The 23,537-nt window shown below is 73.0% G+C and carries 27 protein-coding genes, 1 pseudogene and 1 riboswitch; of the genes and pseudogenes, 15 read left to right on the top strand and 13 right to left on the bottom strand.

Features of this window, described 5'->3' with window-relative positions; all coding sequences use genetic code 11:
• The first annotated feature begins 65 nt into the window (after window positions 1-65).
• The 6 genes from Q3W68_RS27080 (at window position 66) to Q3W68_RS27055 (ending at window position 5,623) form a co-directional block, all read left to right on the top strand.
• Window positions 66-1,124, top strand: coding sequence for a PhoH family protein (locus Q3W68_RS27080; protein WP_302908133.1), 1,059 nt, complete (start codon window positions 66-68; stop codon window positions 1,122-1,124).
• A gap of 39 nt (window positions 1,125-1,163) precedes the next feature.
• Window positions 1,164-1,637, top strand: coding sequence for an rRNA maturation RNase YbeY (gene ybeY, locus Q3W68_RS27075; protein WP_302908132.1), 474 nt, complete (start codon window positions 1,164-1,166; stop codon window positions 1,635-1,637).
• The gene (locus tag Q3W68_RS27070; RefSeq protein ID WP_302908180.1) at window positions 1,613-3,022 is read left to right on the top strand and encodes a hemolysin family protein; all 1,410 of its coding nucleotides are present in this window, start codon (window positions 1,613-1,615) and stop codon (window positions 3,020-3,022) included. Before ybeY ends, Q3W68_RS27070 begins: the two co-directional genes overlap by 25 nt.
• On the top strand, window positions 3,015-3,401 hold the full coding sequence (locus tag Q3W68_RS27065) for a cytidine deaminase (RefSeq protein WP_120568509.1): 387 nt from the start codon (window positions 3,015-3,017) through the stop codon (window positions 3,399-3,401). Before Q3W68_RS27070 ends, Q3W68_RS27065 begins: the two co-directional genes overlap by 8 nt.
• Entirely contained in the window at window positions 3,398-4,294 is an 897-nt protein-coding gene (gene era, locus Q3W68_RS27060; protein ID WP_302908131.1) for a GTPase Era, read from the top strand. Before Q3W68_RS27065 ends, era begins: the two co-directional genes overlap by 4 nt.
• Before the next feature lie 150 nt (window positions 4,295-4,444).
• Window positions 4,445-5,623, top strand: a complete 1,179-nt coding sequence (locus tag Q3W68_RS27055) for an acyltransferase (protein WP_302908130.1) — start codon at window positions 4,445-4,447, stop codon at window positions 5,621-5,623.
• 64 nt (window positions 5,624-5,687) lie between these two features.
• Here Q3W68_RS27055 and Q3W68_RS27050 read toward each other — a convergent pair whose 3' ends face one another.
• On the bottom strand, window positions 5,688-6,521 hold the full coding sequence (locus Q3W68_RS27050; protein ID WP_302908129.1) for a DUF4097 family beta strand repeat-containing protein: 834 nt from the start codon (window positions 6,519-6,521) through the stop codon (window positions 5,688-5,690).
• Window positions 6,522-6,623: 102 nt separating this feature from the next.
• Here Q3W68_RS27050 and recO point away from each other — a divergent pair, with 102 nt between their 5' ends.
• The 4 genes from recO (at window position 6,624) to Q3W68_RS27030 (ending at window position 8,932) form a co-directional block, all read left to right on the top strand.
• Complete coding sequence (gene recO, locus Q3W68_RS27045; protein WP_302908128.1) at window positions 6,624-7,496, top strand: DNA repair protein RecO; 873 nt, start codon at window positions 6,624-6,626, stop codon at window positions 7,494-7,496.
• Window positions 7,497-7,528: 32 nt separating this feature from the next.
• On the top strand, window positions 7,529-8,305 hold the full coding sequence (locus tag Q3W68_RS27040; RefSeq protein ID WP_194802397.1) for an isoprenyl transferase: 777 nt from the start codon (window positions 7,529-7,531) through the stop codon (window positions 8,303-8,305).
• A gap of 68 nt (window positions 8,306-8,373) precedes the next feature.
• The gene (locus Q3W68_RS27035; RefSeq protein WP_026268349.1) at window positions 8,374-8,559 is read left to right on the top strand and encodes a hypothetical protein; all 186 of its coding nucleotides are present in this window, start codon (window positions 8,374-8,376) and stop codon (window positions 8,557-8,559) included.
• Between the two features lie 148 nt (window positions 8,560-8,707).
• Window positions 8,708-8,932 carry a thioredoxin reductase gene (locus tag Q3W68_RS27030; RefSeq protein ID WP_302908127.1) on the top strand — a complete coding sequence of 75 codons (225 nt, stop codon included), beginning with the start codon at window positions 8,708-8,710 and terminating at the stop codon, window positions 8,930-8,932.
• A gap of 66 nt (window positions 8,933-8,998) precedes the next feature.
• Here Q3W68_RS27030 and gndA read toward each other — a convergent pair whose 3' ends face one another.
• Window positions 8,999-10,441 carry an NADP-dependent phosphogluconate dehydrogenase gene (gndA, locus tag Q3W68_RS27025; protein ID WP_302908126.1) on the bottom strand — a complete coding sequence of 481 codons (1,443 nt, stop codon included), beginning with the start codon at window positions 10,439-10,441 and terminating at the stop codon, window positions 8,999-9,001.
• A gap of 364 nt (window positions 10,442-10,805) precedes the next feature.
• On the opposite strand from gndA, the gene Q3W68_RS27020 reads away from it, so the two are divergent.
• Window positions 10,806-11,111, top strand: coding sequence for a hypothetical protein (locus tag Q3W68_RS27020; protein WP_302908125.1), 306 nt, complete (start codon window positions 10,806-10,808; stop codon window positions 11,109-11,111).
• A 63-nt stretch (window positions 11,112-11,174) separates the two neighbouring features.
• Here Q3W68_RS27020 and Q3W68_RS27015 read toward each other — a convergent pair whose 3' ends face one another.
• The 7 genes from Q3W68_RS27015 to Q3W68_RS26985 form a co-directional block, all read right to left on the bottom strand.
• A complete protein-coding gene (locus Q3W68_RS27015; RefSeq protein ID WP_302908124.1) occupies window positions 11,175-11,381 on the bottom strand; it encodes a hypothetical protein in 207 nt (68 codons plus the stop codon).
• A 10-nt stretch (window positions 11,382-11,391) separates the two neighbouring features.
• A complete protein-coding gene (locus Q3W68_RS27010; protein ID WP_302908123.1) occupies window positions 11,392-12,903 on the bottom strand; it encodes an ABC transporter ATP-binding protein in 1,512 nt (503 codons plus the stop codon).
• The gene (locus Q3W68_RS27005; protein WP_302908122.1) at window positions 12,900-13,454 is read right to left on the bottom strand and encodes a TlpA disulfide reductase family protein; all 555 of its coding nucleotides are present in this window, start codon (window positions 13,452-13,454) and stop codon (window positions 12,900-12,902) included. Before Q3W68_RS27005 ends, Q3W68_RS27010 begins: the two co-directional genes overlap by 4 nt.
• Before the next feature lie 33 nt (window positions 13,455-13,487).
• Entirely contained in the window at window positions 13,488-14,063 is a 576-nt protein-coding gene (locus Q3W68_RS27000; protein ID WP_302908121.1) for a MauE/DoxX family redox-associated membrane protein, read from the bottom strand.
• A 70-nt stretch (window positions 14,064-14,133) separates the two neighbouring features.
• Window positions 14,134-14,934: an energy-coupling factor transporter transmembrane protein EcfT gene (locus Q3W68_RS26995; RefSeq protein ID WP_302908120.1), complete on the bottom strand. Its 801-nt coding sequence runs from the start codon at window positions 14,932-14,934 to the stop codon at window positions 14,134-14,136.
• Window positions 14,931-16,436 (bottom strand): ABC transporter ATP-binding protein, encoded by a 1,506-nt coding sequence (locus Q3W68_RS26990; protein ID WP_302908119.1) that lies wholly within the window; start codon window positions 16,434-16,436, stop codon window positions 14,931-14,933. The genes Q3W68_RS26995 and Q3W68_RS26990 overlap by 4 nt, the downstream gene beginning before the upstream one ends.
• A 109-nt stretch (window positions 16,437-16,545) precedes the next feature.
• On the bottom strand, window positions 16,546-17,136 hold the full coding sequence (locus tag Q3W68_RS26985) for an ECF transporter S component (RefSeq protein ID WP_302908118.1): 591 nt from the start codon (window positions 17,134-17,136) through the stop codon (window positions 16,546-16,548).
• A gap of 75 nt (window positions 17,137-17,211) precedes the next feature.
• Window positions 17,212-17,318, bottom strand: a riboswitch (TPP riboswitch).
• Between the two features lie 76 nt (window positions 17,319-17,394).
• On the opposite strand from Q3W68_RS26985, the gene Q3W68_RS26980 reads away from it, so the two are divergent.
• The 4 genes and pseudogenes from Q3W68_RS26980 to Q3W68_RS26965 all read left to right on the top strand — a co-directional run bounded on the left by Q3W68_RS26980 (window position 17,395) and on the right by Q3W68_RS26965 (window position 21,434).
• Window positions 17,395-18,231: an alpha/beta fold hydrolase gene (locus tag Q3W68_RS26980; RefSeq protein ID WP_302908117.1), complete on the top strand. Its 837-nt coding sequence runs from the start codon at window positions 17,395-17,397 to the stop codon at window positions 18,229-18,231.
• A gap of 41 nt (window positions 18,232-18,272) precedes the next feature.
• A pseudogene (locus Q3W68_RS26975) lies at window positions 18,273-18,761 on the top strand (sugar isomerase domain-containing protein); the annotation flags it as partial.
• Between the two features lie 90 nt (window positions 18,762-18,851).
• A complete protein-coding gene (locus tag Q3W68_RS26970) occupies window positions 18,852-19,352 on the top strand; it encodes a DUF6328 family protein (protein WP_302908116.1) in 501 nt (166 codons plus the stop codon).
• A gap of 108 nt (window positions 19,353-19,460) precedes the next feature.
• Window positions 19,461-21,434, top strand: coding sequence for an acyl-CoA dehydrogenase family protein (locus Q3W68_RS26965; RefSeq protein WP_302908115.1), 1,974 nt, complete (start codon window positions 19,461-19,463; stop codon window positions 21,432-21,434).
• A 45-nt stretch (window positions 21,435-21,479) separates the two neighbouring features.
• On the opposite strand, the gene Q3W68_RS26960 is transcribed toward Q3W68_RS26965, so the two are convergent.
• From Q3W68_RS26960 to Q3W68_RS26945, 4 genes are read right to left on the bottom strand one after another with little or no spacing between them, the layout of a single operon-like run.
• A complete protein-coding gene (locus Q3W68_RS26960; RefSeq protein ID WP_302908114.1) occupies window positions 21,480-21,647 on the bottom strand; it encodes a hypothetical protein in 168 nt (55 codons plus the stop codon).
• 9 nt (window positions 21,648-21,656) lie between these two features.
• Window positions 21,657-22,262 (bottom strand): hypothetical protein, encoded by a 606-nt coding sequence (locus tag Q3W68_RS26955; protein WP_013287948.1) that lies wholly within the window; start codon window positions 22,260-22,262, stop codon window positions 21,657-21,659.
• Window positions 22,263-22,314: 52 nt separating this feature from the next.
• A complete protein-coding gene (locus Q3W68_RS26950; RefSeq protein WP_013287947.1) occupies window positions 22,315-22,617 on the bottom strand; it encodes a metalloregulator ArsR/SmtB family transcription factor in 303 nt (100 codons plus the stop codon).
• A gap of 43 nt (window positions 22,618-22,660) precedes the next feature.
• Window positions 22,661-23,536 carry a metal ABC transporter permease gene (locus tag Q3W68_RS26945; RefSeq protein WP_302908113.1) on the bottom strand — a complete coding sequence of 292 codons (876 nt, stop codon included), beginning with the start codon at window positions 23,534-23,536 and terminating at the stop codon, window positions 22,661-22,663.
• Window position 23,537: the final 1 nt, after the last annotated feature.

Genomic DNA, 23,537 nt, shown 5'->3' with positions numbered 1-23,537 from the left:
CGCCAGCAGGGCCCGGCGCCCGAGAATCGGAGAGCAGGTGGCGCAGGGCCCGACGGGCCCGACCTATGACCGGCACCCCACCTCCCGGCACGCCGCGTGTGCAGACCAGGATCACGGTCGGAGACCAGAAGATCATGGTGAACCTGCTCGGCGCGGGCGACGAGATCCTGCGGCTCGTCGAGCGCTCGATCGACAGTGACGTCCACGTCCGCGGCAACGAGATCACCATCACCGGCGCCCCCGCCGACAACGCCCTCGCCGAGCGTCTCTTCAGTGAGCTGCTCGAACTGATCGAGAAAGGCGAGACCCTGACCACAGACGCGGTACGGCGTACCGTCGGCATGCTCGAACAGGGCGGCGCCGAGCGGCCCGCCGAGGTGCTGACGCTCAACATCCTCTCCCGGCGCGGGCGCACCATCCGGCCCAAGACGCTCGGGCAGAAGAAGTACGTCGACGCGATCGACGCGCACACCATCGTCTTCGGCATCGGCCCGGCGGGTACCGGCAAGACGTACCTGGCCATGGCGAAGGCCGTCCAGGCGCTCCAGGCCAAGCAGGTCAACCGGATCATCCTGACCCGGCCGGCGGTCGAGGCGGGGGAGCGGCTGGGCTTCCTGCCCGGCACCCTGAACGAGAAGATCGACCCCTACCTGCGCCCGCTCTACGACGCCCTGCACGACATGCTCGACCCGGAGACCATCCCGAAGCTGATGGCCGCCGGCACGATCGAGGTGGCGCCGCTGGCGTACATGCGCGGAAGGACGTTGAACGACGCGTTCATCATCCTGGACGAGGCGCAGAACACCACGCCCGAGCAGATGAAGATGTTCCTCACCCGGCTCGGCTTCGGCTCCAAGATCGTCGTTACCGGTGACGTCACCCAGGTGGACCTTCCGGGCGGGACGACGAGCGGCCTGCGAGTGGTCCGGGAGATCCTGAACAACGTCGAGGACGTGCACTTCGCCCAGCTCTCCAGCTCCGACGTGGTGCGTCACAAGCTGGTGGGCGAGATCGTCGACGCGTACGCCCGCTGGGACGCCGAGCGGGAGAACCAGCAGGCGCAGAGTGTGCACGCCGTACCGGGGCGGACCGCCCAGGGCGGCCGGGCCGGCCGGCGTCGCTGACCGGCCGGCGGAAGCCGTCACATCATCAGAGGAAGACAGTTGTCCATCGAGATCGCCAACGAGTCGGGTGTCGACGTCGACACCGACGCCGTGCTCGCCGTCGCGCGGCACGCTCTCGACGAGATGGGGGTCAACCCCCTCGCCGAGTTGTCAGTGCTGCTCGTCGACATCGAATACATGTCGGAGCTGAACCACCGCTGGATGGGTGGCGACGGTCCGACCGACGTGCTCGCCTTCCCCATGGACGAGGGCAGCGTCGACCACGGCCCGGGGGAGAGCACCCCGGCCGGCGGTGAGCCGGCCCTGCTGGGCGACATCGTGCTCTGCCCGGAGGTGGCGGCCAAGCAGGCCGCTGCCGCCGGGCACTCGGCCGCCGACGAGCTGCACCTGCTCACCGTGCACGGCGTGCTGCACCTGCTGGGCTACGACCACGCCGAGCCCGAGGAGGAGCGGGAGATGTTCGGTCTCCAGGCCCGGCTGCTGGCCGGCTGGCGGTCGACCCGGTCGCGGTGATGGAAACCTTGGCGGCGGTCCGCACCCCCGCCGGTCTGCCCGATCTCCAACTCCTGGTCTTCGCCGCCGGGCTGGTGGTGCTCGCCGGCCTGATCGCGATGACCGAGGCGGCGCTGGCCGCGGTCTCGCCGGCCCGCGCCGCTGAGCTGACCCGGGACGGCGCCCGCGGCGGGCGTGCCCTCCAGGCGGTCGCCGGTGACGTGGTCCGCCATCTCAACCTGCTGCTCCTGCTGCGTCTGCTGGCCGAGCTGACCGCCACCACGCTCGTCGCGCTGGTGGCTGTCGACACGTTCGGCGCGGGCTGGCGGGCGGCGCTGGTGACCGCCGGCGCGATGACCGTGGTGAGTTTCGTGGTGGTCGGCGTCGGCCCGCGGACGATCGGCCGCCAGCACGCGTACGCGGTCGGCCGCGCTGTCGCGCCGCTGGTGCGCTGGCTGGGCCGCGCGCTCAACCCGCTGGCGTCGCTGCTGATCCTGATCGGCAACGCGGTCACCCCCGGCAAGGGCTTCCGCGAGGGGCCGTTCGCGACCCAGGTGGAGCTGCGGGAGCTGGTCGACCTGGCCGAGCAGCGCGGCGTGGTGGAGCACGGCGAGCGCCAGATGATCCACTCGGTCTTCGCGCTCGGCGACACCATCGCCCGCGAGGTGATGGTGCCGCGTACCGAGATGGTGTGGATCGAGGAGAGCAAGACGCTCGCACAGGCGCTGGCGTTGTTCCTGCGCTCCGGGTTCTCCCGCATCCCGGTGATCGGCGAGAACGTCGACGACGTGCTCGGTGTGCTCTACCTCAAGGATCTGATCCGGCGGGTGCAGGGCGACCAGGGCGCCCGGCAGATGCCGGTGGCCGAGCTGATGCGCCCGGCCACGTTCGTGCCGGAGTCCAAGCCGGTGGACGACCTGCTCTCCGAGATGCAGGCGGCCCGCAACCACCTGGTCATCGTGGTCGACGAGTACGGCGGCACCGGCGGGCTGGTCACCATCGAGGACATCCTGGAGGAGATCGTCGGGGAGATCACCGACGAGTACGATGTCGAGCGCCCGCCGGTCGAGCACCTGCCGGACGGGGCCGTGCGGGTGACCGCGCGGCTGCCGGTGGAGAATCTGGGCGAGCTGTTCGACACCGAGCTGCCCACCGACGAGGTGGAGACGGTCGGCGGCCTGCTCGCCCAGGCGCTCGGCCGGGTGCCCATCCCGGGCGCCGAGGCCGAGGTGGCCGGGCTGCGGCTGGTGGCCGAGGGCACCACCGGCCGGCGCAACCGGATCGACACGGTTCTGGTGAGCCGGGTCGACCGGGGTGACGCGCCGGAGGGCACCAACCGAAGCGAGCCGCCCGACTCGCGTGGCGACAACAACCGTTCCGAGGAGAGGCAACCCGCCGATGCCTGAGTCACCCGCCGTACCGGCTGCCCTGCCCACCCCCGCCGACCCGGCCGAGCTGAGCGCCGAGGACGCCAAGCTCGTAGTCCTGGCCCGGGGCGCGCGGAGCCGGGTGGCGGCCGTGGAGGGCGCCGCGGTCCGCGACCAGGACGGCCGGACGTACGCGGCGGCGAGCGTGGCGTTGCCGTCGCTGACCCTGACCGCGCTCCAGCTCGCGGTCGCCTCGGCGGTGGCGGCGGGCGCGAGCCGGCTGGAGGCCGCCGTGGTGGTGACCGAGGCGTCGACGCTGGACGGGGCCGGGCACGCCGCGGTGCGTGACCTGTCCGCCGACGCGCCGGTCCACGTGGCCGCGCCGGACGGCACCGTCCTCGGCACGGTGGTCGAGTGACCACGCCCGAGGAGCGTCCCTACCGGGCCGGTTTCGCCTGTTTCGTGGGGCGGCCGAACGCCGGTAAGTCGACGCTCACGAACGCGATCGTCGGCACCAAGATCGCGATCACCTCGAACAAGCCGCAGACCACCCGGCACATCATCCGGGCGGTGCTGCACCGGCCGGACTCGCAGCTCGTGCTCGTCGACACCCCGGGTCTGCACCGGCCCCGCACGCTGCTCGGCGAGCGCCTCAACGACCTGGTCCGGGAGACCTGGAGCGAGGTCGACGTGATCGGCCTGTGCGTTCCGGCGAACGAGCCGGTCGGCCGGGGCGACCGCTTCATCACCGGCGAGCTGGCCAGCCTCAAGGCCACGGTGCTGGCGGTGGTCACCAAGACCGACCTGGTCGACAAGAAGCGGCTGGCCGAGCAGTTGCTCGCGGTGAGCGAGCTGGGCGAGTTCGCCGACGTGGTGCCGGTCAGCGCGGTCTCCGGCCACCAGGTCGACACGCTCGTCGACGTGATGACCGGCTACCTGCCGTCCTCGCCGCAGCTCTATCCGGACGACATGCTCACCGACGACCCGGAGCAGGTGCTCGTGGCGGAGCTGGTGCGCGAGGCGGCGCTGGAGGGCGTACGCGACGAGCTGCCGCACTCCATCGCCGTGGTGGTCGAGGAGATGATCCCGGAGGGCAACCTCACCAAGATCTACGCCGACGTGTACGTCGAGCGGTCGAGCCAGAAGGCCATCGTGATCGGCCACCGGGGCAGCCGCCTCAAGCACGTGGGCACCACCGCCCGGCGGCAGATCGAGGAGCTGCTCGGCACACGGGTCTACCTCGACCTGCACGTACGCGTGGCGAAGGACTGGCAGCGCGACCCGAAGCAGTTGCGCAAGCTCGGCTTCTGACCGGCGGGCCAAGCGGTCCCGACGGCTGGTGATCAGGATCAGCCAGACCTATGGGACATCTCACTTTCCATGGGTGTTCTTGGCTGTTTCGCGGTGTCCGGGAGCAGGGTAGGGACCATTGTCTCTGCCCCCGGACCCCGCCGCGAGCTGATGCGAAACCGCTATCTGGACCTGCTCCGCTTCCTGGCCATCCTGCGAGTCGTCACCTACCACGTCACCGGTTACGCCACGCTCACGCTGGTGTTCCCGGCGATGTCGGTGATGTTCGCCCTGGCCGGGTCGCTGATGGCGGCGTCACTCGACCGCAGCGGGGTGCGCGCGGTCGGCCGCCGGCTGCGCCGCCTGCTGCCGTCGCTGTGGGTGGTCGCCGCGGTCTTCGTACCGGCCATGCTGCTCACCGGGCTGGCGTTCAGCCCGAAGGTGCTGCTCTGGCTGTTCCCGATCGGCGACCCGCCGGCCAACTACTGGGGTGGGCTGGCGCTCAGCCCGATCTGGTACCTGCGGGACTACCTGTGGTTCGTGCTCGCCTCGCCGCTCGTGCTCTGGCTGTTCCGCCGGGCGCCGCTGCCCACGCTCGCTGCCCCGTACCTGCTGCTGATCGCGATCGAGGCCGGCATCCTGGCGAACCCGCCGACGGTGCTGCGCGAGTTCGGCCTCTACTTCGGCGCCTGGCTGCTCGGCTTCGCCCACCACGACGGGCTGCTGCGCCGGATGCGCAACCGGGTGCTGCTGCCGGTGGCCGCCGTGGTCGGCGCGGCCGGGCTGGCCTGGATCGTCACCCACCCGGGCCCGCGCGGGTACGACATCAACGACATCCCGCTCGGCAACGCGCTCTGGTCGGCGGCGTTCATCCTGGTGGCGATCGGCCGGGCACCGGTCGGGGTCACCTGGGTCGACCGAGTGCCGGCGCTCGGCCGGGCGGTGACGGTGGTGAACCGGCGGGCGCTGACGATCTATCTATGGCACATGCCGTTCGTGGTGCTCCTCACCCCGCTCGTCGGCCTGGTCGGCTGGTCGCCACGCGACCCGGTCGGCCTGTGGCTGCGCGTGGGGCTGGTCTTCGCGCTCGTCGGCGTGGTGACGCTGCTCGTCGGCTGGGTCGAGGACGTGGCCGCCCGGCGTACCCCGGAACTGATCCCCGGCAAGCCGCGGCGGACCCTGGCCGACCGGGCGGCGGCCGCCCCGGCCAGCCCGGCCCCCGCCGGAGCGGAGGACGCGCTGGTCAGCGTCGGCGCCCGGGTGCCGGCGCCGCGCCGCCCGGCCGAGGCCCCCGTGCGCCCCGGCCGGGACGACGGCGCCCCGGTGTCCCGGCGGAACACACCCGGCTGAGCCACCACCGGGTACGGCCCCGGTCCTCGCGACGTCCGCGACCGCCCGGCCGGACGCCGTCGGGTCAGCGGGTGCTGACCGTGACGTTGCCGCTGGTGGCGGACGCTTCGAGCTGCACCGACGCGGTCGGGTCGTCGGTGACGCGCACGTCGGTGTCGCCGGACGTCGCTTTGGCGCGCACCCGGTAGCGGCCCGCCGGTACGGCCAGGTCGACGTCTCCGCTCGTGGCGTGCACCCGGGCCGGCGCCGGCTGGTCCAGCTCGACGACGATGTTGCCGGAGGTGGTCTCCGCGTCGATCGCGGAGGCGAGCCGGCGGGCCTCGATGTCGCCGGAGCGGGCCCGCAGCCGCACCGGGCCGGCCGCCTGGACGACCCGGATGTTGCCCGACGTGGTGGACGCGCGGACCTCGCCGGTGGCGCCCCGGACGGTCAGGTCGCCGGAGCTGAGCGTGAACTCGACAGCGCCGACGTCGCTGAGGTCGACGTTGCCCGAGCCGGTGCCGCCGCGCACCACCACGCCGGGCGGCGCGGTCACCTCCCAGGAGATGCTGCACCGGTGCCCGCAGTCGGTGGGCAGGACCAGTTCGTCGCCCTTGATCTCGTACCGGCTGTTCGGCTCGTCGCCCTGGTAGCGGACCACGCGCTTGACGCGTACCTGGTCGGCGGGGCTGTTGGCCCGGACCACGACGTCGCCGGCGCCGTCGTCGTCCACGGTGATCTTGGTGATCTTCGTCCGCTCGGTCTGGTCGAAGTCGAGGCGGCGGAACGAGAGGGTGTCACACCCGGCGAGCACGATGAGGGCGGTGGCCGCGGTGGCGGCCACCACGCCGCGTGCCTGGAAACCCGTGCGGGGCCGGAAAGCGTTGCGCGGCCGGGGAACGGTGCGGAGCGAAGCCATGGCCAGCACATTAGGTCCGGCCGAGCACCCGGCACATCGGGGATCGCCCGACGGTGCACCCCGAGCCGACCCTGAGATCGCACCCGGAGGGAGAATGGCCTGATGGCCGGGTACCGCCGACAGCTCTACCGCGACGACGCGGTGGTGCTGCGTGTGCAGAAGCTGGGCGAGTCCGACCGCATCATCACGCTGTTCACCCGCCGGCACGGCCGCTTGCGCGCGGTGGCCCGGGGCGTGCGGCGCACCATGAGCCGGTTCGGCGCGCGGCTGGAACCGTTCGGGCACGTCGACCTTCAGCTCGCCGGTGACCCCAAGGGCAACCAGGGCAGCTCGCTGCACACAGTCAGCCAGGTCGAGGCGATCGAGCTGTACGGCAAGCGGTTCCTCGGCGACTACCCCCGCTACACCGCGGCCAGCGCGATCGCCGAGACCGCCGAGCGGCTCACCCCGGTCGAGCGCGAGCCGTCGCTGCGGCTGTTCCAGCTCACCCTCGGCGCGATGAAGTCGCTGGCCCGCGGCGAGCACGCCACCACCCTCGTGCTCGACGCGTACCTGCTGCGCGGCATGGCGTTCGCCGGCTGGGCCCCGGCGCTCGCGGCCTGCGCGGTCTGCGGCGAGCCGGGCCGGCACCGCGCGTTCTCCGTACCGGCCGGTGGCGCGGTCTGCCCGGACTGCCGGCCGCCCGGTGCCGCTCACCCCGCGCCGGCCACGCTGGAGCTGATGTCCGCGCTGACCTCCGGCGACTGGGGGTACGCGGACGCGGCCGAGACCGGCATACGCCGGGAGTGCAGCGGGCTGGTCGCGGCGCACCTCCAGTGGCATCTGGAGCGCGCGCTACGCTCGCTGCCGCTGGTCGACCGGGGCGCCCCGGCGTCCGGCGCGGTCCCGCCGCCCGGCGGCGCGGGGCCGGATGTGGTCCCGCCGCGCTCCGGCGCCGGGCCCGTCGCCGGTGTGAACAGGGAGATGACCGAGTGATCCGATCGACGAGGGCGACCCGCCGCGAGCCGGTGCCGCCGACCCCGCACCCCTCCGGCGCCCGACCGCCGGCGCTGCCGCCCGCAGCGGTGCCCCGGCACGTCGCCATCGTGATGGACGGCAACGGCCGCTGGGCCAAGGAGCGCGGCCTGCCCCGCACCAAGGGCCACGAGCAGGGCGAGCACAGCCTGTTCGACGCCGTCGAGGGCGCGATCGAGATGGGCATCCCCTACCTGTCGGCGTACGCGTTCTCCACCGAGAACTGGCGGCGCTCGCCGGACGAGGTCCGCTTCCTGATGGGCTTCAACCGCGACGTCATCCGCCGCCGCCGGGACCAGCTCGTCGACCTGGGCGTACGGGTGGTCTGGTCCGGCCGCGCGGGCCGGCTGTGGAAGAGCGTCATCTCCGAGCTGCAAACCGCCGAGGAGATGTCGCGCGGCAACTCGACGCTGACGCTGCAGTTCTGCGTCAACTACGGCGGCCAGGCGGAGATCGCCGACGCCGCCGCCGGGATCGCCCGCGACGTGGCGGCCGGCAAGCTGGACCCGGCCAAGGTGAACGAGAAGACGGTGGCGCGCTACCTCTACCACCCCGAGGTGCCCGAGGTCGACCTGTTCCTGCGCCCCTCGGGCGAGCAGCGCATCTCCAACTTCCTGCTCTGGCAGACCGCGTACGCCGAGCTGGTCTACCTGGACACGCTCTGGCCCGACTTCGACCGCCGCCACCTCTGGTACGCCTGCGAGCTGTACGCCCAGCGCGACCGCCGCTTCGGCGGCGCCCTGCCCAACCCGGTCGCCCCGGGCGCCTGACGTCACGCTTACCGACCCGTTCTGCTGGGTACCGATACCGGTAGGCAGCAAACGCGGAGGTGAACCACATGATTCAGAAGCGGATCGCGCAGTGGGCGGTCATGGCGGTCGCCGTGCCGCTGGCGGCGGCCGGCGCGCGCCGGCTCAGCCACACCCTGGAGGCCCGTCGTGGCCCGTCCGGGGTGAGCCGTCTGCTGACCAAGGGCGCCGACCTGATCCGGCCGCAGAAGGCCAAGCGTCGCCGGTTCTTCTGACCGCGACGTCCGGCCCGGGTGGCCGCGGCCGACATCCGGCCCGAGCGTGACGCCCCGCATCCGGCTTTCCCGCCGGGCGCGGGGCGTTCCGCTCTACGATCGGCGCAGGGGCGTGCCGCCGGGTGCGCGCCCGCCACGGGGGTGGAGGATGCGCGATCTCCGGTACGAGATGACTGCTGCCCTGGCCGCCGCCGACCTGGTGGAGCCGGCCCGCCGGGACGCGGTCGCCGCACTGTGCGCCGACGTGGCGCAGCGGTGGTGCGCCGACCTCGGGCACACGCCGGAGGTCCGCTCCGGTGAGATCGGCGAGCTGGCGGCCGGGGAGCCGGCGGCCGGCTGGGCGCCCGCGCCGGACGGTCAGCGGGCCTGGTGAGCCGCACGCCGGGACCGGGGCGGCCCGGGCTGGTGTCGATGCGGCCCACGCCGGTGCCGGCGCGGCTCACGCCTCCACTTCGGAGCGGTCGCCCGCCCAGAGCGTGTGGAACGAGCCGTCCCGGTCCACCCGGTGGTACGTGTGCGCGCCGAAGTTGTCCCGCAACCCCTGGATCAGCGCGGCCGGCAGCCGCTGCGCCCGCAGCGCGTCGAAGTAGGCCAGCGACGACCCGAAGGCCGGGGCCGGCACGCCCGCCCGGGCCGCGTCGGCCACCACCCGTCGCCAGGCCGGTACGCCGTCGCTGACCCGCTCGGCGAACCAGGGCGCGACGAGCAGCGTCGACAGGTCCGGCTCCGCGTCGTACGCCTCCCGGATCCGGTCCAGGAAACCGGCCCGGATGATGCAGCCGCCCCGCCAGATGGTGGCAGTGCCGCCAAGGTCGATGTCCCAGTCGTACTCCCGGCTGCCGGCCCGGATGTGGTCGAAACCCTGCGCGTACGCGACGATCTTGCTGGCCAGCAGCGCGCGGCGGACGTCCTCGACGAACGTCTCCCGGTCGTCCACCTGCCACTTCTCGCCCGCGTCGCCGAACACGCGGCGGGCGGCTTCCCGCTGGCCGGCGTGGCCGGACAGCGACCGGGCGAACGTGGCCTCGGCGATGCCGGTGATCGGGATGCCGAGGTCGAGCGCGCTCTGCACGGTCCAGCGGCCGGTGCCCTTCTGCTCGGCCTGGTCGAGCACCACGTCCACGAACGCCTGGCCGGTGGCCGCGTCGGTGTGGCCGAGCACGTCGGCGGTGATCTCGATGAGGAACGACCCCAGCTCCCCGGCGTTCCACTCCCGGAAGATCTCCGCGATCTCCGCCGGGCTCGCCGACAGACCGGCCCGCAACAGGTCGTACGCCTCGGCGATGAGCTGCATGTCGGCGTACTCGATGCCGTTGTGCACCATCTTCACGAAGTGGCCCGCGCCGTCCGGTCCGATGTGCCGGCAGCAGGGCTCGCCGTCCACCTGCGCGGCGATCTTTTCGAAGATCGGCCCCAGCTTGCGGTACGACTCCGCCGAACCGCCCGGCATGATGCTCGGGCCGAGCAGCGCGCCCTCCTCGCCGCCGGATACGCCGGTGCCGACGAAGTGCAGTCCGTGCTCGCGCAGCGCCTCCTCCCGGCGGCGGGTGTCGGCGAAGTGCGCGTTGCCGCAGTCGACGACGATGTCGCCCTCCTCCAGCAGCGGGACCAGCTCGTCGATCACCGCGTCGGTCGGCGCGCCGGCCTTCACCATCACGATCACCGCGCGGGGCCGCTCCAGCGAGCCGACGAAGTCCGCCAGCGACTCCGACGGCACGAAGGTGCCCTCGTCGCCGTGCTCCGCGACCAGGCTGCGGGTACGTTCCGGCGACCGGTTGTGCACCGCCACGGCGAAGCCGTTGCGGGCCAGGTTCCGGGCCAGGTTGCGGCCCATCACCGCCAGACCGGTGACCCCGATCTGCGCCGTCGCCTGCTCTGCCATGCGTACCGCCACCTCTCGTCCGTGCTGCCGTCCTGCGACCGTATCGCGGTCGTCGGGGGAGCGGGCGGGGACGTCGACAGGGCGTGACCGGCGGGTGGCCGTGCGTCCGTCGCGTGTCCTCGCGGTTCTTCCGGTAATTCGGATGCGCGGCGTGCCGGTGGCGCGATAGCGTTGCCGCATGCGTAAGTGACGCCCCACCTCCGAGCCCGGTCCACCGCCGCCAGTGCCGTGGACCCGTCCTGCTCCGGGCGTCCGCATCCCTTCCCCACCGCCGTCGGTTGCGGTGTCTGTCGTGATCGGAACGCACCGGAGCCCTCGCTCGGCGCGTCCCGGTCGGCGCGCCCGCACGACAGGAGGCCCGCGAATGCCCGCGAAGCGCAATCCGAAGAAGTCCCGCAAGCAGTCCGCTCCGCAGGTGGCCCCGCGGAAGCTCGACGCGCTCTCCGTGGCGCCGCCCGCGGTGGTGCTGCCGGCAGACCCGGTGCTGCCGACGGAGCCGGTGCTGCCGGCGGACCCGGTGCCGTCGACCGTGCCGCCGGAGATCCCGGTCCTGCCCGGCGGCTCTTCGACGCCGCCCAGGTCCGGCCCGCCTGCCGGGCGGCAGGCCCGGCTGACCGGGCGCAGCCAGCGCGCCGGCCAGACCCGGTTCTACGCCTTCCGCCGCAGCTGACCGCCAAGGAGTGAGCCCGCCCGCCGATGACGGCAGGGCGGGCTCACGGTGGGTGGGACAGGATCAGCAGGTGCCGATCCCGTTCCGGGCGGTGCAGTCGCAGCGCCGGATCCCGTTCACGCAGCGGCAGTACAGGTAGTAGGGCTTCCCGGACCGGCAGTCGCAGTAGGCGCCCCAGCCCGGCGTGCACGCTGCCGCGGCAGCGGCAGTGGTCTTCGGGACGACCAGGTTGAGCACCCGGTCGCCCAGTGATTCGATCAGTCGGATCATCGGTTCCTCCTTAATCGAGGTTCATCCCGCCGACAGGCGGGACGTAGTGCACCCCGGCTTTGCGGGCCGCCCGGACCAGCCGGTCCCGGTCGTCGGACACCGGGAGGTTGCCGACGCCGATGTTCTCCGCCGCGCTCAGGTCGTAGGCCATGTAGTCCTGGAAGACCGCACCGATCCGGCGGCGGAGTTCCACCACGTCGAGGTCGCGCAGGTCGACACCGTCCCAGAGGATCGCCCCCCGGCTCGGGTCGTAGAAGCGGCAGAGCAGCTTGACGATGGTGCTCTTGCCCGCCCCGTTGAGCCCGACCAGCCCCAACGCCTGTCCCGCCGGCAGGTGCAGGTCGACGCCGCGCAGCACCCAGGGCAGCTCGTCGCTGTAGCGGAACCAGACGTCCCGCAGTTCGATGCCACGGCGCAGCGGCCGCACAGGTGCCGGGTCGACGGCGGGTGGCAGATCAACCGGGCCGGTGGCGATCACCGTGAAGTGGTCGAACAGCAGCAGTTGCTCGTGCCCGTTGGCGATGGCACGCACCAGCGCGTTGAGCCCGGTCTGCACGCCTGCCAGTGCGGCGATCACAATCGAGACGTCGCCGACGGTCAGCTCGCCGGCGTACGCCGCCCGGACCGCCCAGAGCAGCCCGGCTCCGCCGACCACCGCCGCCAGCACCCCCAGCCCGCCCTGGATGAACAGCTCCCGCCGGTCGACCCGGCGCAACGCCCGGTTGGCCCGGCGTCGCTCACGCAACATCCGCCCGCGCAGGAAGTCCTCCAGGCCGAACAGCCGGATCTCCTTCGCCGCCTGCACGTCCTGGAGCAGGTCCCGGTAGAAGATCTCGGTGCGTTCCCACGGGCCGACCTGCCACTGCACCCTGGCCCGGCGTCGGGCGAGCGCCAGCTCCGCCAGGAACACGGGTGCGGCGGCCAGCAGGACCAGTCCGGTGAGGACGGGACTGAGCAGGGCGAGCGATCCGACGAAGCCGCCGACCAGCAGCACACCGCGTACCAGGCCGAAGGCCGCCTCCACCAGTTGGACCGGCATGGCCGCGGCGTCCTGGGCCAGCCGCAGCCGGTCCAGGAAGGTCGGGTCCTCCAGCCGCGCCAGTCCGACCTGGCGCCCGACCGAGCGGTAGAGCTCGTCGTCGGCGACGAGAGCGATGTTCCGTCCGATCTCGCCGGTCAGGTAGGCGCCGAGCTGCGGCAGCAGAGCGGTGCCGAGCCCGGCGGCGGCCAGACCGGCGCCGGCGGCGAGAACGGTGGCCCGGTCCGCGCCGCTGCCGACCGCGTCCAGCACGACCTTGAGCAGCCAGGCGGTGACGATCGGCAGTACCCCGCTCGCCAACGTGACCAGGCCGTAGGCGGTCGTGGCCAGGGGTGCCCCGCGTCGGACGAGGCGGGCACCCATGACGGCGGCGGCCAGCAGCGGCCACCGCCGGTCGGCGGTCGTGCGAGGTGATCTGCTCGGCGTCTCCTCAGGCGATCCGGCCCGTGGGCCGGCGGCGTCGGCGTCGCCGGGTGGACTCATCCGGCCACGGGTGCCGAGAGGTCTTCGATCAGGGAGCCGCTGGCGACGACGACGCCGGATTCGTCGATCAGGCTGATCGCCGGGAAGCCCTGCACCCCGAAGGCGGTGCAGAGCGGCCCTCCGTCGGACTCGACGACGACCCGGGCCACCGGGCTCAGCGCGGCGACGTACTCACCTGCGGCGGCGCGATCGCTCACCACGACCCCGACGACGCGGTCCCGGCCGCCCGGATGCTCGGCCGCGTACCGGATGAACTGCGGCATCCGCTCCCGGCAGGGGGTGCAGTCGGGGGAGAAGAACGCGACGAGGGTGGGTCCGGCCAGCCCGTCCCGGGTGACTGTCACGCCGTCCTCGGTGACTGCCTGGAACGGCTGGACCGCGCTCCCGGCCCCCAGCATGATCCCGTCGCTGTGCCCGTGCCCGTGCCCGGCCTCGAGCGCGGTGAGTCGTACGGTGTGCTCGCGGAGCCGCCTGATCACCCCCAGGGCGAGGACCAGGTTCAGCAGGCCGATGATGCCGACGACGATGACGGCAGCGGCGAGATACGCCATCGGTTGCTCCTTCGTGCTTGTCGGAGTGCTCGGCTACCTCGGGGTCACCGGTCCACCGGCACGTCCGCGGTCGCCGTCGGGCCGGGCCGGCTGGGTGACGAAGAGGTCGGTGATGTCGTCGAACCACACGAAGAGCAGTCCGCTCACCGCACCGGCCACCGCGGCCACGGCGACGCCTGCCGGGGCCACCTCGCCGGTGGCGCCTGCGGCTGCCACTCCCACCGCCGCGGCGGCGATCAGGAGGCCGTTGCGGAGCAGGTGTCGCCGCCCGAGTGGTGCGCCAGTCGCACCGAAGCAGCGGCAGGCGACCCGTTGCCGGCGACTCAGCGTGATGATGATCCCGCTGCTGAAGGCGACCAGGAGCAGGGCCGCGAGCACGTGGCCGAGCCGGCGGGTCGGCGGCACCAGCAGCAGGACCGGGACGGCGGCTTCGGCCAGGCCGACCACACCGGCCACGGCGGGTACGAGCCGCGCCGGCACGACCCGCATGGCGGCGAGTGAGGCGACGAACTCGCGCCAGGACACGCGGCTGTGGACCTTGCCGTAGGTCGCGGCCAGGAAGACCACGCCGATCAGGCAACGCAACGCGATGTCCAGGTGCTCAAGCACCGAGCCAGGCTAACAATATCGACCACGATCACGAAAGGAGATCGTCGATCTCGTGTCCCGGCGGGCGGGGTCAGCCGATCAGTGGGCGGAAGGTGCCGAGCAGCACGCTGACGGTCAGCGCCGCGCCGGCCGTCAGCGCCGCTCCGATGATCAACAGCGCGTCGGCGAGGACGAAGCGCTGAGGGCGGGCGACAGTACGCGGGGTGCCCGCGTCGAAGCCCCGCGCGTCCATCGCCACCGCCAGCCGGGTACCCCGCCGGATCGCGCCCACCAGCAGCGTGAACGCGGTGGACGCGAACAGCCGCAGCTTGGCCAGCGGGTTGCGGCCGGCGTCCACGCCCCGGGCCCGCCGCGCCATGCTGATCATCCGCCACTCCTGTTCCAGTAGCGGCACCATCCGGAATGCGGCCAGCGCCCCGATGGCGAACCGGGCCGGTGCCTTCGCGTTCTGGATCAGGGCGTCGGCCAGGTCGGTCGGGTCGGTGGTGGCGAACACGATGACGCCGGGCAGTGCCACCGCGAGCATGCGCAGGACCAGCCCGAGCGCGGTGACCAGCACGCCCTGGGTGACCAGCACCGGGCCGGCCTCCACCAGCACCGGACCGGAGCGGTCGGCGGCGAAGAGCACGAGCGTGACGAGGATGCCGACGGCGCCGGCCAGCAGCGGCCAGGCGCGCCGCGCCAGCACCCGGTAGCGCACGCCGAACAGCGGTAGCACCGCCAGTTCGACGGCGATCGCGATGGCCGGTGCGACCGGGTCCAGCGTCGCGACCAGCACCAGCGTGAACACCATCGTGGCGGCCAGCTTCGCCACCGGGTTGCGCCGGGCCAGCGGAGCACCGGGCGTGGCGACCGGTTCGAGGTCGATCACGGCGCACGCCCGGCAGCCGGACCGTCGTCGCCCGAGCGCCCGGCAGCCGGACCATCGCCGGCCGAGGGTCGCCCGTCGGGGTCCGACGGGGACCGGCGCAGGGTGAGCGTCCGGTCGGCCAGCGCGGCGACGAAGTCCTCGTCGTGGGTCACCGCGACCACGCCGTGCCCGGCGTCGCGCAGCTCGGCGAGCAGGTCGACCAGCTCCAGCCAGGTCCGCCGGTCCTGGCCGAACGTGGGCTCGTCGCAGATCAGCAGGCGTGGCGCGGTGGCCAGGGCCGTCGCCACGCTCAGCCGCCGCGCCTCCCCACCCGAGAGGGTGTACGGATTGGCGCCGGCCAGCTCGTCCAACCGCAACCGGTGCAGCAAGTCGTCGACTGTGGCGGTCACCGCCGACTCTGGCCGGCCGGTGCGGCGCGGGCCGAGCGCCAGCTCGTCGCGGACCGTGGCGGTGACGAACTGGTGCTCCGGATCCTGGAACACCGAACCGATCCGGCGCACCAGGGCGGGTGCCCGCCAGCGGTGCGGGGGAGTACGCGCGTCCCGCCCAGCCAGTTCGGCGGACGCGGTGACCGTGCCCGTTCCGGGTCGTAGCAGGCCGCCCAGGAGCAGCGCCAGTGTGGACTTGCCGGCGCCGTTCGGGCCGAGGACGGCGAGCGCCTCGCCGGCACGTACCCGAAGATCGGTGGGGTCGAGCCGGGGTGGGAGGCCGAGCCGGTCGGCGGTGAGCAGCACGTCGCCGGGCGGCGCGGTGGCGTGCCGGTGCGGCACGGTGCGGCCCGGCACCCAGACCCCGGCGGCGGTCAGCGCGTCGCCGTGCGCGGCGAAGACCGTCTCGGGCGGCCCGTCGGCGCGGACGCCGCCGCCGGGTTCCAGCACCACGACCCGGTCGACCAGCGGCAGCGCCTCGGTGACCCGGTGCTCGACCAGGATCATCGTGGTGTCCGGGTCGAGCGCGTTCGCGACGGCCCGGCGGATCAGGGTGGCGCCGGCCGGGTCGAGGTTGGCGGTGGGCTCGTCGAGCAGCAGCAGTCCGGGGCGCAGCGCGAGCGTGCCGGCCAGCGCCAGCCGCTGCTGCTCGCCGCCGCTGAGCGCGGCGGTCGGGCGGTCCCGGGGGTACGGGAAGCCGACCCGGCCCAGCGCCTCGTCGACGCGGGGCCAGATCTCCCCGGCGGGTACGCCACGGTTCTCCAGCCCGAACGCCACGTCGTCGCCGGAGCGGGCCATCACGAGCTGGGTCTCCGGATCCTGGAAGACGATGCCGACGCGCTCGCGGGCCTTGCGCGGGTCCAGCCCGTCGATCTCGACGGTGCCCTCCTGCTCGCCGGAGTCCTCCGGCAGCAGCCCGGCCAGCGCCGCCAGCAGCGTGCTCTTGCCGGCCCCCGAGGGCCCGAGCAGCAGCACCCGCTCCCCGCTCTCCACCCGCAGATCCACTCCACGCAGAGCCCAGCGCCGGCGCCCCCCGTGCCGCCACCCGAACCCCCGCAGCACCACAGCGCTCACCGCCCACCACCCCCTCTCCCGGCCCAGCCTGCGTGATCAAGGAGTTCGCGTCCGGAAAACCGTGCCCGGCGGACGCAAACTCCTTGATCACCGGGCGGGGGGTGAGGCCTCAGACCAAGGCTCGGTCGCGGCCGGCGGGGAAGCGGTCCAGGACGCCGGTGTTCGCGAGCGCGCGGGTGAGGACGTGGGCGCCGAAGCCGGCGACGATCGTGGCGCTGACGATCGTGATCAGCGCGTACGGGAGGCGGTAGGAGGCGAAGTCGTACGCCTTGTTCCAGTAGACGAAGTCGAAGATCGCCGCGCCGAGGCCGGTCAGCGCGCCGGCCAGCACCGCCACCGGCAGCTTGAACGAGCGGTAGCGGAAGGCGGCGAACGCCAGCTCGGCGCCGATGCCCTGCATGAGGCCCTGGAGGATCACGATGCCCGCCCACTGGCTGCCGAGCAGGGCGGAGATGATCGCGGCCACCGTCTCGCAGTACAGCGCCGCCCCCGGCTTACGGATGATCAAGCCGGCGAGCACCGCCGGGATCAGCCACACGCCGTAGAGCACGGCCTGTGCCGGCGGGAAGAACGCGAACGCCGCGTCGGTGGCGCTCCAGAGCAGGCCCCAGGCCCAGAACACGACGCCGAAGGCGACGGCGATGACCGAGGCGACGACGATGTCGACGGTACGCCAGCGGTTGCTGTCGGTGTGGTTCACGGTTGGCTCCCAGTTCGTCGAGGTGAACCAGGAGAAGACGCACGCCGCGCCCGGTGGTCACCGGACGGCGACGCGGCTGGAGGTCGACCGAACTCCCTGCGCTGGCATTACCCAGATCAGGTTCGAGGGTCTGCGGGCACCGGCCCGCACTCTCAGCGCTGTGCGCTCCCCTGTCGGATGTGAAGTTGTCTCGTCGCAGACGCTAGCACCGACCACGGGCCCCGGCCCAGCAGGGCGAGTGTCGGTATGGTGGCGATCATGCTGGTGGATGCGCGGGGACTGACGTTCGAGGTACGCGCCGGCGGCCCCGAGGGCGGTGATCCCGTCCTGCTGCTGCACGGCTTCCCGCAGCACTCCGGCGAGTGGGACGCGGTGACGCCCGCCCTGCACGCCGCCGGGCTGCGCACGTACGCGCTCGACCAGCGCGGCTACTCGCCCGGCGCGCGTCCGGCGGACGTCGGGGCGTACCGGATCCCGGAGCTGGTGGCCGACGCGGCCGCCGTGCTGGACGCGCTCGGGGTGACCCGCGCGCACGTGGTGGGCCACGACTGGGGCGCGATCGTGGCGTGGGGCCTGGCGGCGGCGCACCCGGAGCCGGTCCGGACGCTGACCGCGGTGTCGGTGCCGCACCCGGCCGCCATGGGCCACGCGCTCGCCACCGACCCCCGGCAGAAGGTCAAGTCCGCCTACATCGCGTTGTTCCGCAAGCCCGGTACGGCGGAAAAGGTGCTGCTGGCGTGGCACGGCGCCGCGCTGCGCAAGCTGCTCGGCGGAGTGGGCGGCGCCGACGCGGTGGCCCGGTACGCCGAGCCGATGCGCGAGCCGGGGGCGTTGACGGCGGCGCTGAACTGGTACCGCGCGATGACCGGTACGGACATGAAGGCGGTCGCCCCGGTCGGGGTGCCCACCACGTTCGTCTGGAGCGACAAGGACGTGGCGATCGGCCGGACGGCCGCGCAGGCGTGCGCAGCGCACGTCACGGGTGACTACCGGTTCGTGGTGCTGCCCGGGGTCAGCCACTGGATCCCGGACGAGGCGCCCGGCCCGCTGGCCGAGGCGATCCTCGCCCGGTGCGCAGGAACGGAGGAGGCATGACGGTGAGCGCCGACGCCTACCTGGCGGTGGTGACGGAGACGATCGGCCCGAAGCTGGAACGCGACCCGGCGGTGGCGCACCGCCTCTACGAGCTGGCGCCGATCCGGCCGCAGGACGTGTTCGTGCTGGCCTCGAACTCGGGCGTGAACGGGGCGATGGTCGAGTTCGCGTCCGTCGTGAAGGAACGCGGGCACGGCCTGGTGGCGATCACCTCGGCGCAGCACTCGGCCCGGATGACGTCGCGGCACCCGTCCGGCCGCAAGCTCGCCGACTTCGCCGACGTGGTGCTGGACAACGGCGCCCCGTACGGCGACGCCACGCTGCCGCTACCCGGCGGCGGCGCGGTCGGCGCGGTCTCCTCGATCACCGCGGCGCTGCTCGCCCAGCAGATCGTCGCCGAGGTGGTGGCCCGGCTGGTCGCGGCGGGGCAGCGCCCGCCGGTCTACCTGTCCGCGAACATCACCGGCGGGGACGAGCACAACGCCGAGCTGGAGGCCCGGTACGCGGGCCGCATCCGCCGCGGTTCCTGAACCGGTTTCGTGATCATCCGTACGGGGCACAGGCCGTCCTGCCGGTGGGCGTTCACCCGCCGGCCGTGCCGTCTCACGGGAGGTCCGCGAGTGTCGAAGGAATCCGAGAAGCAGCGCTGGCAGCGCAACTTCGCCGATCTGTTGCAGGAGCTGCGGGTCGCGCAGACCGGCGTGCAGATCCTGTTCGCCTTCCTGCTGACGCTGCCGTTCAGCAACGGATTCGGGCGGACCACCGAGTTCCAGCGCGACATCTACATCCTGGCGCTGCTGACCGCCGCCGCGTCCGCCGCAATGATCATTTCTCCGGTCGCGTTCCACCGGGCGCTGTTCCGCCAGGGCCGTAAGCCGGAGCTGGTCCGGTTCGCCCACCGGATGGCCACCGGCGGCCTGTTCTTCATGCTGATCGCGATGGTCAGCTCGGTCCTGCTGGTCACCGACTTCGTGCTGGACCGGCCGATCGCGTTCCTGCTCAGCGCACTCACCGGCCTCTGGTTCCTGCTCTTCTGGGCGATCCTGCCGTTCAGCCGGCGCAACTGGGGTGAGGACGACATCGACGACGAGGACGACAACCCGCAGTCCCTCACCGACTGACGGTCCGCCAAATCGGGCGTGCACGCGGCGCTACCCCTGGGTAACACCCGGGGGTAGCGTCGTTTTCGTCGAGCGCGTCGACGCAGCCGGACCGACGAGGAGGCAGCCGTGACCACGACACAGAACAGCCGGCCCGAGTCACCCGACGGCGCGGGGCCGCTGCCCACCGAGGCGGGCCAGGTCTCCGAGAAGGAGGCCCGCCAGGTCGCCGAGGCGGCCCGCGAGTCGGCCTGGGACCGGCCCAGCTTCGGCAAGGAACTGTTCCTCGGCCGGTTCCGGCTCGACCTGATCGACCCGTGGCCCCGCCCCGACCCGGCCGAGGTGGCCCGTGCCGACGAGTTCCTCGGCGCGCTGCGCGCGTACCTGACATCCGAGGTGGACGGTGCGGCGATCGAGCGGGACGCGCGCATCCCCGACGAGGTGTTCCACGGCCTGGCCGGGCTCGGCACGTTCGGCATGAAGATCGACCGGAAGTACGGCGGGCTCGGACTGAGCAACCTGCACTACTGCCGGGCGCTGATGCTCGTCGGCTCGGTGAACCCGGCGGTCAGCGCGTTGCTCTCCGCGCACCAGTCGATCGGCGTGCCGCAGCCGCTGAAGATGTTCGGCACGCCCGAGCAGAAGGAACGGTTCCTGCCCCGGCTCGCTGCCGGTGAGGTCTCCGCCTTCCTGCTCACCGAGCCGGACGTCGGCTCCGACCCGGCCCGGCTCGCCACCACCGCCGAGCCGACGGCGGACGGCACCGGCTACCGGCTCAACGGGGTGAAGCTCTGGGCCACGAACGGCACGCTCGCCACGCTGCTGGTGGTGATGGCCCGGGTGCCGGCCGCCGAGGGGCGGCGTGGCGGCATCACCGCGTTCGTGGTGGAGGGCGACAGCGACGGCATCACAGTGGAGCGGCGCAACTCCTTCGTCGGGCTGCGCGGCCTGGAGAACAGCCTCACCCGGTTCCACGACGTCTTCGTGCCGAAGGAGAACGTGATCGGCGGCGAGGGCAAGGGCCTCAAGATTGCCCTGACCACGCTGAACACCGGCCGGCTCTCGCTGCCCGCCATGTGCGTCGGCGCCGGCAAGTGGGCGCTCAACGTGGCTCGCGAGTGGGCTGCGGACCGGGTCCAGTGGGGCCGCCCGGTGGGCGAGCACGAGGCGGTGGCGAAGAAGCTGTCATTCATCGCCGCCACCACGTACGGCATGGAGTCGATGCTCGACCTGTCCTGCATGCTCGCCGACGACGACCGCAACGACATCCGGATCGAGGCGGCGCTGGTCAAGCTCTACGCCAGCGAGATGGCCTGGCGGATCGCCGACGAGCTGATCCAGATCCGCGGTGGCCGCGGCTACGAGACGGCCGACTCGCTGGCCGCCCGGGGGGAACGGCCGGCCGCCGTCGAGCAGCTCCTGCGCGACCTGCGGATCAACCGGATCTTCGAGGGCTCCACCGAGATCATGCACCTGCTGATCGCCCGCGAGGCGGTCGACGCGCACCTGTCCGTGGCGGGCGACATCATCGACCCCGACGCCGGGCTGGGCCGCAAGGCCAGGGCGGGCGCGCGAGCCGGCGCCTTCTACGCGAAGTGGCTGCCCACGCTCGCCGTCGGCAAGGGGCAGACGCCCGGGGCGTACCAGGAGTTCGGGCCACTGGCCGGGCACCTGCGCCACGTCGAGCGGACCTCCCGCAAGCTGGCCCGGTCGACCTTCTACGCGATGTCCCGGTGGCAGGGGAAGATGGAGCGCAAGCAGGCGTTCCTCGGCCGGGTGGTGGACATCGGCGCGGAGCTGTTCGCGATGAGCGCGGTCTGCGTCCGGGCCTACGCCGAACGGGACGATCACCCGGAGAACGTCGAGCTGGCCGACCTGTTCTGCCGGCAGGCCCGGCTGCGTGTCGACGAGCTGTTCACCGGTCTGTGGTCGAACACCGACTCGGTCGACGTGGCCGCCGCCAAGCGCATCGTCGCCGGCCGGTACGCCTCGGTGGAGGACGGCGTCGTCACCCCGGCCGCCGACCTGCCGTGGGTGGCCCGCTGGGAACCGGGGCCGTCGGCCGAGCAGGACGTCCGCCGTCGCATCCCGCCCGCCGGCTGACCGTACCGCCCCGGCGGTCGCCCCACCCGGACGACCGCCGGTGGGTCAGCGCGCGATCGCCCAGGCGAGGACGCCGGCCAGGATCAGGCCGTTGAGACCGGCCAGCACCAGGTACGCCGACGGCGGGATCTTGCGGCCCTTGCGGAGAAAACTCACAAGCACGCCCGCGTACCCCAGCAGCAGCACGGCGACGACGATCAGGAAGTACAGCACCGGCACACCTTACCGGCCGCCGCGCAGCCCCAGTTCACGCAGCTCCAGCGCGGCGAGCGCGTCGACTGTCGCGTCGTCGCCGCGCCGCCACGCCTCGGCGACGTCGGGCGCGATCCGGGTCAGCTTCGACAGCGGCTGACCGGCCAGCGCGCGCAGCGCCAGCAGGTCCCGGCCGGCCGGCACGCCGGCCAGCGCCTTCGCCGCGCCGGCCCGGCGCATCCAGCGCAGGCGCAGCGGCAGCCAGCCGAACAGCACCAGGCCGAGCGGGAACACCAGCACCGCGACGGTCAGCCCGAGCGCCAGCTGCCCGACCAGCTCCTGCTGGTCGCGGCCCGCCTCGGCGACCGAGCGGGCGGCGTCGGCGGCGCGGGTGAACGGCGCGGTCAGCTCGTCGCCGACGATCGGCACCCGGCCGACCTTGCCGCCGGCGTCGGCCAGGTTGTCGGCGAGACCACCGCCGGCCCCCTCCAGCTTCTGCCCGGGTACGGCGAGCTTCTCGACCACGTCGTGCAGCCACAGCGCGAAGCGGATCGCCGCGTACACCCAGACGACCACGAGCAGGTCGGTGAGGAACTGGCGGACGGCGGTGGGAAAACGGTCGGCGTAGATCTTCACGCCGGACAGCGTCCCACGGCGGGGGCGCGTCGGCACCTGGCCGATTTCCCGCTCAGTGCGACCCTTCGCCGGCGTGACTGACGGCGTCCGCCACGATGTGCGCGACGTGGTCGTCGACCAGGGCGTACGCGATCTCCCGGCCGCGCCGCGACCCGCGCACCACCCCGGCGCCCCGCAGCACCCGCAGGTGCTGGGAGACCAGCGGCTGAGGGGCACCGAGCTTCTCGACCAGCTCGTGCACGCAGCGTTCGCCCTCGGCCAGCTCGCTCACGATCGCGAGCCGGATCGGGGCCGAGAGCGCGCGCAGCAGGTCACCCGCACCCTCGAAGGCGTCGTACCCGTTCGTGCCGGTCACCCTGTAACGGTAACCAATCCCAGCTGCGCCGGCGGGTAGGGCCTCACCGCAGCAGCACCTCGTGCTCGGCCGGCTCGGACGGCGGCGTGACCCGGTCGGCCCGTACCCGCCGCCGCAGCGCCCGCACACCGGCCGCCGCGAGCGCGACCAGCAGGAACGAGCCGATCGCCACGAGCACCACCGACGCACCGGGCGCGGTGTCGGCGGTGGCGGCCACCCAGACCCCGGCGCCGGCGGCGAACAGGCCCAGCGCCATGGCCGCCGTCATGGTCGACCGGAAACCCCGGGTCACCTGCTGCGCGGCGGCCACCGGCACCACCATCAGCGCGCTGATCAGCAGCACCCCGACCGCCCGCATGGCGATGGTCACGGTGACCGCGGTGCCGACCGCGATGAGCAGGTTCAGCGCCCGTACCGGCAGGCCGGACACCCGGGCGTACTCCTCGTCGTGGCACACCGCGAACAGCGCCGGGCGCAGCACCAGCATCGTCACCAGCAGCACCACGCCGAGCACCCCGATGGTGATCAGGTCGGCCCGGGAGGTGGTGGTCAGCGATCCGAACAGGTACGCGTTGAGCGACCCGCTGCTGGCGTCGGAGAGCCCGACCAGCATCACGCCGCCGGCGATGCCGCCGTAGAACAGCAACGCCAGCGCCAGGTCACCGGAGGTGCGCCCGTACGCGCGGACCAGCTCGATCGCGATCGCGCCGAGCGTCGCGGCGATCACCGCCACCAGCACGGGGGAGCGGTTGAGCAGCAGTCCCGCACCGACACCGGTGAGCGCCACGTGCCCGAGCCCGTCGCCGATCAACGCCAGCCGGCGCTGCACCAGGTAGATGCCGAGCGCCGGCGCGGCCAGCCCGATGATCAGCGCGCCGACCAGGGCGCGGAGCATGAAGTCGTACTGGAAGAGGTCCATC

The sequence above is a fragment of the Micromonospora sp. C28ISP2-4 genome (genome assembly GCF_030519385.1).
Taxonomy (GTDB): Bacteria; Actinomycetota; Actinomycetes; order Mycobacteriales; family Micromonosporaceae; genus Micromonospora; species Micromonospora tulbaghiae.
This window is presented reverse-complemented; position numbering and strand designations above follow the sequence as displayed.

Bases quoted from the DNA above. Each gene is read 5' to 3' on its own strand.
- Q3W68_RS27080 (WP_302908133.1), top strand. From the start codon at position 66: ATGACCGGCACCCCACCTCCCGGCACGCCGCGTGTGCAGACCAGGATC.
- Q3W68_RS27065 (WP_120568509.1), top strand. From the start codon at position 3,015: ATGCCTGAGTCACCCGCCGTACCGGCTGCCCTGCCCACCCCCGCCGAC.
- Q3W68_RS27055 (WP_302908130.1), top strand. From the start codon at position 4,445: ATGCGAAACCGCTATCTGGACCTGCTCCGCTTCCTGGCCATCCTGCGA.
- Q3W68_RS27050 (WP_302908129.1), bottom strand. From the start codon at position 6,521: ATGGCTTCGCTCCGCACCGTTCCCCGGCCGCGCAACGCTTTCCGGCCC.
- recO (WP_302908128.1), top strand. From the start codon at position 6,624: ATGGCCGGGTACCGCCGACAGCTCTACCGCGACGACGCGGTGGTGCTG.
- Q3W68_RS27035 (WP_026268349.1), top strand. From the start codon at position 8,374: ATGATTCAGAAGCGGATCGCGCAGTGGGCGGTCATGGCGGTCGCCGTG.
- Q3W68_RS27030 (WP_302908127.1), top strand. From the start codon at position 8,708: ATGCGCGATCTCCGGTACGAGATGACTGCTGCCCTGGCCGCCGCCGAC.
- gndA (WP_302908126.1), bottom strand. From the start codon at position 10,441: ATGGCAGAGCAGGCGACGGCGCAGATCGGGGTCACCGGTCTGGCGGTG.
- Q3W68_RS27020 (WP_302908125.1), top strand. From the start codon at position 10,806: ATGCCCGCGAAGCGCAATCCGAAGAAGTCCCGCAAGCAGTCCGCTCCG.
- Q3W68_RS27015 (WP_302908124.1), bottom strand. From the start codon at position 11,381: ATGATCCGACTGATCGAATCACTGGGCGACCGGGTGCTCAACCTGGTC.
- Q3W68_RS27010 (WP_302908123.1), bottom strand. From the start codon at position 12,903: ATGAGTCCACCCGGCGACGCCGACGCCGCCGGCCCACGGGCCGGATCG.
- Q3W68_RS27005 (WP_302908122.1), bottom strand. From the start codon at position 13,454: ATGGCGTATCTCGCCGCTGCCGTCATCGTCGTCGGCATCATCGGCCTG.
- Q3W68_RS26980 (WP_302908117.1), top strand. From the start codon at position 17,395: ATGCTGGTGGATGCGCGGGGACTGACGTTCGAGGTACGCGCCGGCGGC.
- Q3W68_RS26945 (WP_302908113.1), bottom strand. From the start codon at position 23,536: ATGGACCTCTTCCAGTACGACTTCATGCTCCGCGCCCTGGTCGGCGCG.